Annotated in this window: 3 protein-coding genes, 2 pseudogenes and 1 riboswitch; of the genes and pseudogenes, 4 read left to right on the forward strand and 1 reads right to left on the reverse strand. The window is 73.3% G+C overall.

Translation table 11 applies throughout. From position 1 onward, the window contains the following. Positions 1-11: 11 nt before the first annotated feature. From ABIA38_RS16100 to ABIA38_RS16110, 3 genes and pseudogenes are all read left to right on the forward strand, one after another. Positions 12-10871: pseudogene (locus tag ABIA38_RS16100) on the forward strand (SDR family NAD(P)-dependent oxidoreductase); the annotation flags it as partial. An 84-nt stretch (positions 10872-10955) separates the two neighbouring features. Continuing rightward, positions 10956-12371: pseudogene (locus tag ABIA38_RS16105) on the forward strand (acyltransferase domain-containing protein); the annotation flags it as partial. Positions 12372-12465: 94 nt separating this feature from the next. Next, positions 12466-13824, forward strand: coding sequence for an aspartate aminotransferase family protein (locus tag ABIA38_RS16110; protein WP_424639493.1), 1359 nt, complete (start codon positions 12466-12468; stop codon positions 13822-13824). A gap of 177 nt (positions 13825-14001) precedes the next feature. Here the strand turns inward: ABIA38_RS16110 and ABIA38_RS16115 are convergent, their stop codons facing one another. Further along, complete coding sequence (locus ABIA38_RS16115) at positions 14002-14583, reverse strand: hypothetical protein (RefSeq protein ID WP_424639323.1); 582 nt, start codon at positions 14581-14583, stop codon at positions 14002-14004. A gap of 94 nt (positions 14584-14677) precedes the next feature. Between ABIA38_RS16115 and ABIA38_RS16120 the strand changes: the two genes are divergently transcribed. Next, positions 14678-15550 (forward strand): LysR family transcriptional regulator, encoded by an 873-nt coding sequence (locus tag ABIA38_RS16120; RefSeq protein WP_424639324.1) that lies wholly within the window; start codon positions 14678-14680, stop codon positions 15548-15550. A gap of 59 nt (positions 15551-15609) precedes the next feature. Continuing rightward, positions 15610-15814: riboswitch (cobalamin riboswitch) on the forward strand. The last annotated feature ends 11 nt before the right edge of the window (positions 15815-15825 follow it).

The raw sequence follows: 15825 nt of genomic DNA on the forward strand, positions 1-15825 counted from the left end.
ACCTGCGCCGCGTGACGCTCGACCTGCACGAGACGCGCAGGCGTCTGGCCGCCGTCGAGTCGGCGAACGGGCAACCGCTGGCCGTGGTGGGCATGGCCTGTCGTTTCCCGGGTGGGGTGGACTCGCCGGAAGCCATGTGGGACCTGGTGGTCTCCGGCCGCGATGCGGTGTCGACGTTTCCCACCGATCGGGGGTGGGACCTGGAGACCCTGTTCGACCCGGACCCCGACCGGCCGGGCAGCACCTACGCCCGCGCCGGGGGATTTCTGGCCGCTGCCGCGGAGTTCGACGCGGAGTTCTTCGGGGTGAGTCCGCGTGAGGCGTTGGCGATGGATCCGCAGCAGCGGTTGTTGTTGGAGGTGTCGTGGGAGGCATTGGAGCGGGCCGGGATCGACCCGACGTCGGTGCGCGGCAGCCGGACCGGCGTGTTCACCGGAATGATGTACCACGACTACGGCGGCAGGCTGCTGGGGCGTGTCCCCGACGGATTCGAGGGGCACGTCGGCACCGGTAGCGCGGGCAGTGTCGCGTCCGGTCGGGTGTCGTACACGCTCGGTCTGGAGGGGCCGGCGGTGACCGTGGATACGGCGTGTTCGTCGTCGTTGGTGGCGATGCACCTGGCGGGTCGGTCGTTGCGGAGTGGCGAGTGCGATCTGGTACTGGCCGGCGGGGTGACGGTGATGGCGACGCCGTCGACGTTCCTGGAGTTCTCCCGGCAGCGCGGTCTTGCCCCGGACGGTCGGTGCAAGCCGTTCGCCGCGGGCGCGGACGGCGTCGGCTGGGGCGAGGGTGTCGGTGTGGTGGTGTTGGAGAGGTTGTCCGACGCGCGCCGTAATGGTCGTCGGGTGCTTGCGGTGGTGCGGGGTTCGGCGGTGAATCAGGACGGTGCGTCGAATGGTCTGACGGCGCCGAATGGTCCGTCGCAGCAGCGGGTGATCCGGGCCGCGCTGAAGGATGCCGGACTGTCCACTGCGGATGTCGACGTGGTGGAGGCGCACGGCACCGGAACCGCGTTGGGCGACCCGATCGAGGCGCAGGCCCTGTTGGCGACCTACGGGCAACGGGACGGTGTGCCACTGTGGTTGGGGTCGGTGAAGTCGAACATCGGGCACACGCAGGCCGCCGCAGGGGTGGCCGGCGTGGTGAAGATGGTCATGGCGATGCGGCACGGCGTGCTGCCGAAGTCGCTGCACGGCGCGCAACCTTCGGCCGACGTGGACTGGACGGCGGGCTCGGTGTCGCTGCTGGCCGGAAATCTCGATTGGCCGGCGACGGATCGCCCCCGTAGAGCCGCGGTGTCCGCCTTCGGGATCAGCGGGACGAACGCGCACCTCGTCCTGGAAGACCTGGAAGTCCTGGAAGTCCTGGAAGAAGAGCCGTCCGACGCCTCGGAGCCGGGCGCTGCGGCACCCGGCCCGCTGCCGTGGCCGGTATCCGCCCGCAACCCCGCGGATCTGCGGGCGGTGGCGGCACGCGTGGCGGACGCGGCCGGCGACGCGCACGTGGCGGACGTCGGGTGGTCCTTGGCCCGCGGTCGGGCCGGCCTGCCGCACCGCGCGGTGGTCCTGGGATACGGCGCAGACCTCGTCTCCGGGCTGCGGTCGCTGGCCGCGGGCGAACCGAACGACCTCGTGGTGGCCTCCGGGGTGGTGGACGGCGCCGCCGATGGCGGGGTGGTGTGGGTTTTTCCGGGTCAGGGTGGTCAGTGGGTCGGTATGGCTCGGGATCTGCTCGGGTCGTCGGAGGTGTTCGCTCGGCGGTGGGTGGAGTGTGAGCGGGCGCTGGGGGCGTGGGTGTCGTGGTCGTTGTCCGAGGTGGTGGACGACGAGGGCGCGCTGTCGCGGGTGGATGTGGTGCAGCCGGTGTTGTGGGCCGTGATGGTCTCGTTGGCGGAGGTGTGGCGGTCGTGGGGTGTGGAGCCGGTCGCGGTGATCGGTCACTCCCAGGGCGAGATCGCCGCTGCGTGTGTTGCGGGTGTCCTGTCGTTGGGGGACGGGGCGCGGGTGGTGGCGGTGCGCTCGCGGTTGTTGGCCGGGTTGGCGGGGCGCGGTGGGATGGCGGCGGTGTCGGCGCCGGTGGAGCGGGTGCGTGCCGATCTGGTGCGTTGGGCGGGTCGGTTGTCGGTTGCGGCGGTGAATGCGCCGGGGTCGGTGGTGGTTTCGGGTGAGGTCGGGGCGTTGGGGGAGGCGATCGACCACTGGGCCGGGGAGGGTGTCCGGGTCAAGCGGCTGCCGGTGGACTACGCGTCCCACACCGAGCATGTGGACGCGGTCCGGGAGGAGTTGCTTGCCGAGCTCGCGGGGATCACGCCGGTCGAGAGTGATGTCGTGTGCTACTCGGGTCTGTTGGGTGGGCCGGTTCGTGGTGGTGGGTTGGATGCCGACTACTGGTTCCGGAATCTGCGGGAGCCGGTGTTGTTCGCCGATGCCGTGCAGGCGGCGTCCGCCGCCGGACACCGGACCTTCGTCGAGGTGAGTCCACACCCCGTCCTGGTGCCGGCGTTGCTGGACACGACGGCCGACCACGAGGCGTTGGTGGTGGGTTCGTTGCGACGGGACGGCGACGGTCTGCGGGAACTGTTGACCTCGCTGTCCGAGTTGTATGTGCGGGGGCACGCGGTGGACTGGGCGGCGGTGTTTCGCCCGCACGCCCCACGCGTGGTGGACCTGCCGACGTACCCGTTCTCCCGCCGGCACTTCTGGCTGGAGCCCGCCGTGCCGGCCGATCTCGGGTCGGTGGGGTTGGAGCCGGTGGAGCACACCCTGCTGGGTGCGGTGATCGGTGTGCCGGACGAGGACGGGTGGGTGTTCACCGGACGGCTGTCCACGCGTGACCAGCCCTGGTTGGCCGATCACGCGGTGCACGGGGCGGTGTTGTTCCCCGGTGCGGGGTTCGTCGAGGTGGTGTCGTTCGTCGGTGCGCGGGTCGAGCTGCCCACGATCACCGAACTCACCCTGCACGCACCGCTCGTCGTGCCCGAGGACCGCGGTGTGCAGGTGCGGGTGGTGGTCACCGGCTCGGCGGTCCGCGTGCACGCGCGCCCCGAGGACGAAGAGGCATGGGCCTTGCACGCCTCCGCCTCCCTGACTGCGGATCGGCCGGCCGAGGCGGACGTCACCTGGCCGTACGGAACCCCGGCGGATGTGGCGGAGGTCTACGCGGGGTTGGCGGCGGCGGGGTTCGAGTACGGGCCCACGTTCCGGGGTCTGCGCGCCGCGTGGCGGGTCGACGCCGGCGTGGTGCTGGCAGAGGTCGCGCTGCCGGACGGCGTGGCCGGTGGGTTCGGGTGGCACCCGGCGTTGCTGGACGCCGTGCTGCACGTCGCGGGCCTCGCGGGGGTCGGGAGCGGTGGCCCGGTGGTGCCGTTCGCCTGGCGAGGTGTGTCGGTGTCCGGTGCGGGCCACACACGGCTGCGGGTGCGCGTCGACCTCGTGGCGCCGGACGAGGTCTCGGTGGTCGCCGTGGACGACACGGGCTCGGTACGGCTGCGCGTGGAGTCGCTGGTGTTCCGGCCCCTCGACCGCGCACGGTCGACCGGCGCGGATGGCGGCTCGTACGCCCTCCGGTGGGTTCCGGTGCCCGATCGGGCCCTCGCGTCGCCCGGTGCGGAGTCGGTGGTCCTGACCTGCACCGCGCCCGCGGGTCTCGATGTGCCCGCCGCGACGCATGCCCTCGTGCGGGACGTCCTGTCGGCGGTCCGGGATCGGCTGGCCCGGGACGAAGCCGGACCGCTGGTGGTGCGCACCTCGGGCGCGGTCGCGGTGGGCGACGAAGACCGGATCACCAACTTGCCCGCAGCCGCGGCCCGCGGCCTGATTCGCTCGGTGCAGGCCGAGCATCCCGGTCGGATCGTCCTCGTGGACGGCGACCGGGACGACGTGCCGCCCGGGGCGGAGCCGGAACTGGCGTACCGGGCCGGGTCGTGGTGGGCACCACGATTGGCCCGTGTCCCGGCAGCCGATGGCGTCGTCGAGTGGGACCCGGCGGGCACGTTGCTGATCACCGGCGGTTCGGGGGTGCTCGGCACCGCGGTGGCGCGGCACGCCGTCCGGGCGTGGGGCGTGCGGCACTTGGTGGTGGCGAGCCGGCGGGCCGAACCCGACCCCGAGGTGGCCCGGCTCGCCGCTTCCGGTGGGTCGGTGCGGTTCGTGCGGTGCGACGTGGCGGACCGCGACGCGCTGCGCCGGGTGATCGCCGGGATCCCCGATCTTCGCGGTGTCGTGCACGTGGCGGGGGTGCTCGACGACGGCCTCGTCGAGCACCTGACGGATGAGCGGGTCAGCGCGGTGTTGCGGCCCAAGGTGGACGGCGCGTGGCACCTGCACGAGTTGACCGAGGACCTCGACCTGTCGCTGTTCGTGTTGTTCTCCTCGGCCACCGGGCTGCTCGGCGGACCGGGGCAGGCCAACTACGCCGCAGGGAACGCCTTCCTGGACGGGCTGGCCGGGTTCCGCCGGGCCCGCGGGCTGCCCGCCGTGTCCGTGGCGTGGGGCCTGTGGGAGCAGCCCGGTGGGATGACCGGGCACCTCACCGGGGCGGACCGGGACCGCATCGCGCGTTCCGGGATCGCCGCTCTGACCGAGGAGCACGCCCTGAGGTTGCTCGACGCGGCGCTCCTGGGCTCGAAGCCCGTGGTCCTGGCCGCCGCGCTCGACCTTCCCGCGCTGCGAACTCGCGCGCGGGAAGACATGCTGCCCGCCGTATGGCGCGACCTGGTGCGCCAACCGCGACCCTCCGCGCGCCCGGCCGCGCCGACCGGGCCGGACTTGGCGGAGCGATTGCGCGGACGGCCGCGCGGGCAGCAGGTCGCCGTCGTGCTTGAGGTGGTGCGGGCGCAGGTGTCCGCCGTACTGGGGCACGCCTCCGGTGCCGCCGTCCAGCCCGACCGGACGTTGGCCGCGGCAGGCATCGACTCCCTGATGGCGGTGGATCTGCGGAACAGGCTGGCCACGCTGACCGGATTGCGGCTGGCCACCACGACCGCGTTCGACTACCCGACCCCCGCCCGCCTCGCCGAACACCTGCTGGCCGAACTCGCACCCGCGGCCCCGGCCGGGGAGGACGCCGCCCGGTCGGCGGCGGAGCCGATGGCGATCGTCGGCATGGCCTGCCGGTTCCCCGGCGACGTGCGCTCACCCCAGGACCTGTGGCGGCTCGTGGTCACCGGCACGGACGCCGTCACCGGCTTCCCCGACGACCGCGGCTGGGACCTGTCGTCGTTGTTCGATCCCGATCCCGACCGGCTCGGCACCAGCTACACCCGCGAAGGCGGATTCCTCACCGACGCGGCGGCGTTCGACCCGGAGTTCTTCGGCTTCGCGCCCCGCGAGGCCCTCCTGATCGACCCGCAGCAGCGGCTGCTGTTGGAGACGTCGTGGGAGGCGCTGGAGCGGGCCGGGATCGACCCGACGTCGTTGCGGGGGAGTCGGACCGGGGTGTTCGCCGGGGTGATGTACCACGACTACGCCGGGCGGTTCCACGGCACCAGCGGCGACTTCGAGGGCACGCTGGGCGTGGGCAGCGCGGGCAGCGTCGCGTCCGGCCGGGTGTCCTACACGCTCGGTTTGGAGGGGCCGGCGGTGACCGTGGACACGGCGTGTTCGTCGTCGCTGGTGGCGATGCACCTGGCGGGTGGGTCGTTGCGGAGCGGCGAGTGCGACCTGGCCCTCGCGGGCGGCGTGACGGTCATGGCCACGCCCGCGCCGTTCGTCGAGTTCTCCCGGCAGCGCGGTCTTGCCCCGGACGGCAGGTGCAAGCCGTTCTCCGCCCACGCCGACGGCGCCGGTTTCGCCGAGGGTGTGGGCGTGGTCGTGTTGGAGCGGTTGTCCGACGCGCGTCGCAACGGCCACCGGGTGCTCGCGGTGGTGCGTGGTTCGGCGGTGAATCAGGACGGGGCGTCGAATGGTCTGACGGCGCCGAATGGTCCGTCGCAGCAGCGGGTGATCCGGGCCGCGCTGAAGGATGCCGGACTGTCCACTGCGGATGTCGACGTGGTGGAGGCGCACGGCACCGGCACGCGGCTCGGTGATCCGATCGAGGCGCACGCGCTGTTGGCGACCTACGGGCAGCGGGCTGGTGCGCCGGTCTGGCTGGGGTCGGTGAAGTCCAACATCGGGCACACCCAGGCCGCCGCCGGGGTGGCCGGCGTGGTGAAGGCCGTGATGGCGATACGGCACGGGGTGGTGCCGCAGTCGCTGTACTGCGAACAGCCGTCGGCCGAGGTGGACTGGTCGACGGGCGCGGTGTCGTTGTCGACCGGGAACGTCGACTGGCCGTCGACCGGTCGGCCGCGCCGGGCCGCGGTGTCCTCGTTCGGGATCAGCGGCACGAATGCACACCTCGTCCTGGAGGAGGGTGATGCGCCCGGCGAGTCCACTGCGGACGACGGGCCGGTGCCCTGGGTGGTTTCCGCCCGGTCCGAGGAGGGTGTGCGGGCCGTGGCGGGGCAACTGGCCGAGTACCTCGGGCGGGAAGACCACCTTGAAGGGTCGCCGGCGGACATCGGGTGGTCGTTGGCCGTCGGCCGCGGTGGGCTCGATCACCGGGCCGCGGTCGTCGGGTCGAGCCGGGCGCAACTGCTCGCCGGGCTGCGGTTGTTGGCGGCCGGGGACGACACCGACGCGGTCGTGACCGGCCGCCGTGCCGCCGATGGCGGGGTGGTGTGGGTTTTTCCGGGTCAGGGTGGTCAGTGGGTCGGGATGGCTCGGGATCTGCTCGGGTCGTCGGAGGTGTTCGCTCGGCGGTGGGTGGAGTGTGAGCGGGCGCTGGGGGCGTGGGTGTCGTGGTCGTTGTCCGAGGTGGTGGACGACGAGGGTGCGCTGTCGCGGGTGGATGTGGTGCAGCCGGTTTTGTGGGCGGTGATGGTTTCGTTGGCGGCGGTGTGGCGCTCGTGGGGTGTCGAGCCCGCCGGGGTGGTCGGGCACTCGCAGGGTGAGATCGCGGCGGCGTGCGCCGTGGGTGTGCTCTCGCTGGAGGACGGGGCGCGGGTGGTGGCGGTGCGCTCGCGGTTGTTGGCCGGTGTGGCCGGCGGTGGTGGGATGGCGGCGGTGGCCGCCCCGGTGGAGCGGGTGCGTGCCGATCTGGTGCGTTGGGCGGGTCGGTTGTCGGTTGCGGCGGTGAATGCGCCGGGGTCGGTGGTGGTTTCGGGTGAGGTCGGGGCGTTGCGGGAGGCGATCGACCACTGGGCCGGGGAGGGTGTCCGGGTCAAGCGGCTGCCGGTGGACTACGCGTCGCACACCCATCATGTCGACGCGGTCCGGGAGGAGTTGCTGGCGGCGCTCGCCGGGCTCGCCCCGGTCGACGGCGACGCCGCGTTCTACTCCGGTTCGGCCGGTGGGCCGGTTCGCGGTGGCGGGTTGGACGCCGACTACTGGTTCCGGAATCTGCGGGAGCCGGTGTTGTTCGCCGACGCGGTGGAGGCGGCCTGGGCGGACGGGCGCCGGACCTTCGTGGAGGTGAGCCCACACCCCGTCCTGGTGCCCGCCGTGCGGGAGGCCCTGGACGACCGGGAGCCGCTGGTCGTCGGCTCGCTGCAGCGCGACCGCGACGGTCTGCCGGAGCTGCTGACCTCGCTCGCCCGGCTCTACACGCACGGCCACCCGGTCGACTGGTACGGCGTCTTCGGGAACCGCCGGCTGGTCGAGCTGCCGACGTACCCGTTCCGACACCGGCGCTACTGGCTGGACCTCCCGCAACGGCCCACGGGCGTCCAGGACCGCGCGTTCTGGGACGCCGTGGACACCGGCGATCCGGCCGCGTTGGCGGCGGCGCTCGGTGCGACGGGGGAGGACTGCGGGGCCCTGGCCGCAGCCCTGCCGGTGCTGACCGCGTGGCGGCGGGAACGGCGGGAGGTCGAGGTCGTGGACCGCTTGCGCTACCGCCTGCGCTGGCGGTCGGCCACCGACCTGCCCACCGCCCCGCCACGCGGCACCTGGCTCGTGGCGCATCCCGCGGGATTCGCCGCGGCACCGTGGGTGACCGCAACCGTGCGGGTGCTCGGTGCGCACGGCGCCAACGTGACGGCGGCGGAGTTCCCGGCGGACCTCGCGGACCTCGCGGAACTCGCGGACCGGGGGGCCGACCGTGTGCTGTCCTTCCTCGGCGAGGCCGGCGCGACGCTACTCCTCCTCCGGGCCCTCGCGGCGAGCGGTGTCCCGGTGTGGCACGCGACGATCGGGGCGGTCGCCGTGGGGGGCTGGGACCGGTCCGAGCATCCGGACCAGGCGGCGCTGTGGGGACTGGGCCGGACCGCCGCGCTGGAACGGCCCGAGTGCTTCGGCGGGTTGGTCGACCTGCCCCCCGAGCCGGACGAACCGGCCGTACGACGGCTGGCGGCCCTGCTCGGCGGGACGGGCGGGGAGAACCAGTTCGCGGTCCGCGCGTCCGGGGTGTTCGTACCCCGGCTGGTGCGCGCGCCGCTGGCGGACCGGGTGCCGGCCTGGACACCGGACGGTCCCGTGCTCGTGGTCGGCGACGGCCCCACCGACGAGGTCGTGCACTGGCTCGCCGAACGAGGGGCGGATCCCGTCGTGGGCGTTGCGTCCGCGCCGACCGCCGTGGTGCACACCGGGTGCGCCTTCGACCCTGTGCGACTCGCCGACCTGGACCCCGACGACGTTCGGCGGCGCCTCGAGGACCTGAACCGTACGTTGCGTCGGCTCGACGACCTGGCGCCGGATGCGCCCCTGGTGCTGTTCTCCTCGCCGGCGGGCACCCTCGGCGCGCCGGGTTTCGGCCTGACCGCGGCGTTCGGTGCGGTGCTCGACGCCTACGCGGCCCACCGGAGGACGCGGGGGCGGCACGCCGTCGGTATCGCCTGGGGACCGTGGCGGGGAGCAGCGCTGCCGCCGGCCCAGGCGCACGTCCTGACGCCGCTTGCCCCGGAGGTGGCGTTGACCGCGCTGCACCGGTCGGTGTGGGCCGAGGACGCCGTCGTGGCCGACGTCGACTGGAGCCGGGTCCACGGCGCCGCGCACTCCCCGGTGATCGGCGAGGTCGTGGCCGAGACGCCGCGGCCCGCCGTCCCCGAGTCCGGCGACACGCTGCGCGACCGCCTCCAGGCATTGCCGGAGCAGGAGCGGACCGGGGTGCTGCTCGACCTCGTGCGGGACGCGGCGGCCGCAGTGCTCGGCCACCCCGACCCGGGGGCCATCGGCGTCGACCGGCCGTTCAGTGATCTCGGCTTCGACTCGCTCACCGCCGTGCGGTTCCGCGACCGGCTGCGCGCCGTCACCGCGACGGCGTTCCCGGTGACGCTCGTGTTCGACCACCCGACGCCGGCCGTGCTCGCCGAGCACGTTCGGCACGTGCTGCTCGGCGACCGGACACTGGATCCCACGCCGGTTTCCGGGCCGGGCGCGGCGGACGACCCGGTGGTGGTCGTCGGCGTCGGCTGCCGCTATCCCGGCGAAGTGGCGTCGCCGGAGGACCTGTGGGACCTCGTGGTGTCCGGTCGGGACGGCATCTGCGGCTTCCCGACCGACCGCGGGTGGGACTTGGCGTCGCTGTTCGACCCCGACCCGGCGCGGGCGGGCCGTACCTACGTGCGTTCGGGCGGATTCCTGGCCGGCGTGGCGGACTTCGACGCCGGCTTCTTCGGCATCGGGCCGCGCGAGTCGCTGGCCATGGACCCGCAGCACCGGTTGTTGCTCGAGACCTCCTGGGAGGCGCTGGAACAGGCCCGGGTCGACCCGTCGTCGCTGCGGGGCAGCCGGACCGGCGTGTTCACGGGTGTCGTCTACCACGACTACCTCGCCCGGCTGGGCGAGGTGCCCGCCGACCTGGAGGGGTACGCGCTGACCGGCAACGCGGGCAGTGTGGCGTCCGGTCGGGTGTCGTACGCGCTGGGGCTGGAGGGTCCCGCCGTCACTGTCGACACCGCGTGTTCGTCGTCGCTGGTGGCCGTGCACCTGGCCCGCCAGTCGCTGCGGGCGGGCGAGTGCGATCTCGCGTTGGCGGGTGGCGTGACGGTGATGTGCACCCCCATGTCGTTCGTCGAGTTCAGTCGGCAGCGGGGACTCGCCCACGACGGCCGGTGCAAGTCCTTCGCCGCCGGCGCGGACGGCACCGCGTGGGGCGAGGGCGTGGGCGTCGTCGTCCTCGAACGGCTCTCCGACGCCCTGCGCAACGGCCACCGGGTGTGGGGCGTGCTGCGGGGGTCGGCGGTGAACCAGGACGGCGCGTCGAACGGCCTGACCGCGCCGAGCGGTCCGGCGCAACAACGGGTCATCCGGGCCGCGCTGGCGGACGCCGGGTTGTCCGTTTCGGACGTCGACGTGGTGGAGGCGCACGGCACCGGGACCAGGCTCGGCGACCCGATCGAAGCGCAGGCCCTGCTGGCCACGTACGGGCAACGCGACGGCGAGCCGTTGTGGCTGGGCTCGGTGAAGTCGAACATCGGGCACACCCAGGCCGCTGCGGGGATCGCCGGAATCGTGAAGGTGTTGCTGGCCATGCGACACGGGGTGCTGCCGCGCTCGCTGCACGTGGACGCGCCCACCCCGCACGTCGACTGGTCCGCCGGCGCGGTGTCCCTGCTCACCGGGAACACCCCGTGGCCCGACACCGGCAGGCCCAGGCGGGCCGCCGTCTCCGCGTTCGGCGTGAGCGGGACCAATGCCCACGTCGTGCTCGAACAACCGCCGGCGGCGGCCGACTTGCCGTCCCCGGCGGACGACCGGTCCCTGGTGCCGTGGGTGGTCTCCGCCCGTTCCGAGGCGGGTTTGCGCGCGGTGGCCGATCGGGTGGCGCGACACACCTCGACCGGCGCGCGCCCGGCGGACGTCGGCTGGTCGTTGGCCCGGACCCGGGCGGACCTGCCGCACCGGGCGGTCGTGCTCGGCCGCACCCGGGACGAACTGGTGGCGGGGCTGTCCCGGTTCGCCGCCGGGGAGCCGGCCCCGAACGTGCTCTCCGGGAAGGCCGCGCGCGGTGGCCTGGTGGGCGTGTTGGCGGGGCAGGGCGGCCTGCGTCCCGGCGCGGGGCGGGACGCCCACCAGGGGTGTCCGGAGTTCGCCCGCGAGTGGGACGCGGTGTGCGCGGTGGCGGAGGAGTTCACCGGGCCGGGGCTGCGCGAGTTCCTGTGGTCCGGCGGCGACGTGACGTGCACCGGGTGGGCGCAGCCGGCGTTGTTCGTCCTGCAGGTCACCCTCGGCCGGTTGTTCGCCCGGTGGGGCCTCCGGCCGCGCTGGTGGATCGGCCACTCGGTCGGCGAGTTCGCGGCGGCACATCTGGCCGGCGCGCTCGCGTTGCGCGACGCGGTAGCCCTGGTGGCCGCCCGAGGTGCGTTGATGCGGTCCCTGCCCGGCGGCGGCGTGATGATCGCGGTACAGGCGGGCGAGGCGGAGATCACCCACTCGCTCACCGACGCGGTCGAGCTGGCGGCGGTGAACAGCCCCGGTTGGGTCGTCCTCGCCGGCGCCCACGGGCCCGTCACGGAGGCCGCGGCCCACTGGCATCGACAGGGCCGGCGGGTGCGCCGGCTCGAGGTGGCGCACGCGTTCCACTCGCACCTGGTGGAGCCGGTGCTCGCCGAGTTCGCCGACCTGGCCGCGGGCGCCCCGTGGCTGAGCCCCGCGACGACGCTGGTGTCGAGCGTGACCGGGCGGCCGGTGACCCGGGCGGAGTTGTCGTCACCGCAGTACTGGGTTCGGCACACCCGGACCACCGTGCGGTTCGCCGACGCCGTCGGGTGGACGGCGGGCCGGGGCGCGGGCGGCTACCTGGAACTGGGCGCGAGCGGCGTGCTGACGCCGATGGTGCGGGAGTGCGTCCGGCCGGGGGTCGTCGGTGTGCCCGCCCTTCGTGCCCACCGGTTCGAGCCGGACTCCCTCGTCGCGGCCACGGCGGAGCTGCACGCGCACGGGCACGCGGTCGACTGGGCGGCGTTCTTCGCCCGGCACGACCCCTCCGTGGTCGACCTGCCGACATACCCGTTCCAGCGCCGACGTTTCTGGCTCGACGCACCGGACCGCGCCCGAGCGGTGGCGGTGGACACCGTCGTCGATCCGGTGGTCGCGACGGTCGAACACGCCGGGTCCCCGGCGGACTTCACCCGGCGGATCACCGCGCTTCCCCGCGCCGAACTCGGCCGTGCGCTGGTGGAAGAGGTGTGCGCGCACGCCGCCGCCGTGCTCGGTCACGACACCCTCCTGGAGGTGGCGCCGGAGCGGGCGTTCCTCGACCTAGGCGTCGACTCGCTGGGCGCCGTGCAGTTGCGCGACCTGCTGTCCGCCGCCACCGGGATCACCCTGCCCGCCACCGTGGTCTACGACCACAGCACCCCGGAAGATCTCGCCCGCTACCTCGGCACCCGGATCGGCGGTGCCGGCGAGTCCCCCGAATCACCCGAATCACCCGACGAACACACCTGAACGAGTAACCCCAGTGGTCCGACCGAGGCCGACATCGGGCACCGGGCAGAGTTCCCGTCGCCATCCTCCGGAGGTTTCCTTGAGCACCAAGACAATGCTCCCCGACCACTCACTCACCGACCTCGAGATCAAGGCGCGTGACCACCTGCTGCTGCACTACACGCCCTACACGCGCGAGCCGGTGCCGGTGATCGTCCGGGGTGAGGGGCCCTACGTGTGGGACGAACGCGGACGTCGTTACCTGGACGGGGTGTCCGGTGCCTACAGCGTGCACATCGGCCACGGTCGCGCCGAACTCGGCGAGGCGGCAGCCAAACAGGCCGCCGAACTCGCGTACTTCCCGCTGCTCGGCCACGCCCACCCCACCGCCATCGAACTCGGCGCCCGCCTGGCGGCGGCCGCACCGGGCGACCTCAACCGCGTCTTCTTCACCACCGGCGGCAGCGAGGCGACCGAGACCGCGCTCAAGTTGGCCAAGCAGTACTTCGTGATGACCGGCAGGCCCAACAAGTACAAGGTGATCGGCCGCGCTGGTTCGTACCACGGCAGCACCCACGCCGCGATGGCGATCGGCGGCGTACCCATCGTGCAGCAACTCTTCGAGCCGTTGGTGGCCGGCGCCCGCGCGGTGCCCAACACCAACGGCTACCGCTCCCCGCTGGCCGCCGAGGAACTCGGGACCTGGGCGGCGGAGCAGATCGCCCTGACGATCGAACTGGAAGGACCGGATTCGGTCGCCGCGGTGTTCGTGGAACCGGTGCAGACCCACGGCGGCGCGCTCGTGCCGCCTCCCGGATACCTCAGGCGGCTACGGGAGATCTGCGACGCCCACGACGTCCTGCTCATCGCCGACGAGGTGGTCAGCGCCTTCGGCAGGCTGGGCCACATGTTCGGCGGCGACCGGTTCGGCTGCGAACCCGATGTCATCCTGCTGGCGAAGGGCCTCACCAGCGGGTACGCCCCCCTGGGCGCGGTGGTCCTGTCCGACCGCATCGCCGAGCCCTTCCAACAGGAGGGCATCATGTTCGTGCACGGCTACACCTTCGGCGGCCACCCGCTCTCCACGGCCGTGGCCCTGGCCAACCTGGATGTGCTGGAGCGGGAAGGGCTGTTCGACCACGTCCTGGCGAACGAGGGCGCGTTCCGCGCCACCCTGGAGAAGCTCTACGAACTGCCGATCGTCGGCGACATCCGCGGCACCGGCTACCTCTACGGCATCGAACTGGTCAAGGACCGGGCCACGAAGGAAACCTTCGACGGAGAGGAGTGCCAACGACTCCTGGCAGGCCATCTTTCCCGCGACCTCTACGCCGCCGGCCTGCACTGCCGAGTCGGCGACCGCGAAGCCCCCGTCATCGTGCTGGCCCCGCCGCTGATCTGTACACAGCAACACTTCGACGAAATGGAACACATCCTGCGCGCCGCCCTGACCGACACGTGGAACCGTCTCTGACGGTGGCGCGCCGACACGTGTCCGGGCAGTACGCCGCTCGGTGTACTGCCCGGACCCCGTCTCCCCGGGCCGAACGCGACGCCGCGCCAACGGATTCCGGGCCCACGCCCCACCGCCGATGAGGGCCCCGGCGCGGGTGTCCCCGGGGCGACGAGAGGCAACGCGCCGTGCGTCGGGTCAGTTGTTGCGAAAGGCGGTGGGGACACCGGCGACCGTGCGGCCGAACAGTACCTCGCCCGCGATCGAGTGCCCGGGCGTGGCGGCGACGATCTCGGCGTAGGGGTGGTGGGGGAAGGTCGGTGCCGGGGTGGGGGATCGTTCCGGCGCGAGGTGCGGGTGGTCCCGGCGGACCAGGTCGGCGGCGGCGAAGCGTTCCAGTAGGTCGGGCCGGTCCACCGAGATCGGGGTGGGGTCCGGCCGGTCGGCCGGCTGTGCCAGCCACTGCCTGATCGGGTCCGTCGGCGGTATCGGGTCCGGGTCGAAGAAGGCATCCATGGCGTCCGGCCGGGTGGCGCTCACCCGGTGGGCGGTCACCGTGACATGGGCGCCGGTGGAGAGGCCGACGATCAGGTGTACGGGGACACCCTCTTCGTAGTACCGGGCTCCGAATTCGGAGACGGCCCAAGGCCTGCCCGCCGCGGAGACGATCCGGAAGGCACCGTAGCGGGAGCCGACTTCCGCCCGGTCGTGCAGGTGCAGCAGCAGGTCGACGAGGGCCGCCCGGTGCTGTGGCAGGTCGGCGCGGGAGCATTCGATCAAGGTGTCCTCCGGGCTGGTGGGCGTGGACACCAGTGTGGGCGGCCGACGATGATCGGGTCCAACACGCTTCGCTCATCGGAGATGAGGCTTCCTCATGGCCGTCAACCTCGCGCAACTCCGGGCCTTGGTCGCGGTCCTGGACACCGGCGGATTCGGCACGGCCGCGACGACGCTGGGGATCAGTCAGTCCGCGGTCTCGCACGCCGTGGCCGCCCTGGAACGGGCGCTGGGCGCACCCGTCGTGGATCGCGGCGCTCCGGGCGCGCGGCCGACGCCGCTGGGCGAACTGGTCCTGCCGCACGCGCGACGCGCCGTTGCGGCGGCCGACGCCGTGGTCACCCTCGCCGCCCGTGAGCGGGCCGGCGCGGTGGGCACCGTCCTGCTGGCCGCAACCCCCACGGCCTGCCGGGGACTTGTCCCGGGACTGATCCGCCGGTGGGGTCGGGCGCACTCCGGGATCCGGGTGCGCGTCTTCGAAGGCGAGGACGCCGAGGTGGCCGGCTGGTTGGCGGACGGCACCGCCGACCTCGCCGTACTGGTCGACGCCGACCCGGTACCCGAGGGCGCGGTGCCACTGCTGCGCGACGAATTCCGCGCGGCGCTGCCGGCCGACCACCCGCTGGCCCAGGAGGATTCGATCACCCTGTCCGACCTGGACGACGATCGTTTCCTGCTCTCCGACGGCGGTTGTGAGCCCTACCTGCGTGAACTGCACCGGCTCGGCGGCACCCCGTACGTTCCGCCGCCACGCATACGTGGGTTCGCCACCCTGCTGGCCATGGTCGGCGACGGCCTCGGCGTGTCCGTCGTCCCGGACCTGGCCCGGCACATGCTGCCGCCCGGCGTCGTCCTGGTGCCCCTGAAGCCATCGGTCCACCGCCGCCTGACCCTGTCGGGCCCGCCGTCCCGCCCGTGGCCCCCGACGGTCCGAGCCCTACTCGACAGCACCACCCCGGCCGGCCGGTGAAGCCGGGTCGACGTATCCGAAGGTGTTGATCCCGCCGATGAGGCACTACGAGCGGTTTGGTAGCTTGGCGCCGCCGTGGTGTACGGGAAGCCGGTCCAAGCCGGCGCGGCCCTCGCCACTGTAGCCGCGGAGTCCCGCGGCCCTCGCTGACGGCTCCCGGAGCGGTCAGGGCCACTGGGTGGATCGGAAACGAGCCAACCGGGAAGGCCGGCCGCGGAGCGTCGATGCGGAAGCCAGGAGACCGGCCACGGCGCGACATGTTCCACGAGGGTTGG

This window comes from Embleya sp. AB8 (genome assembly GCF_049739465.1).
GTDB lineage: Bacteria > Actinomycetota > Actinomycetes > Streptomycetales > Streptomycetaceae > Embleya.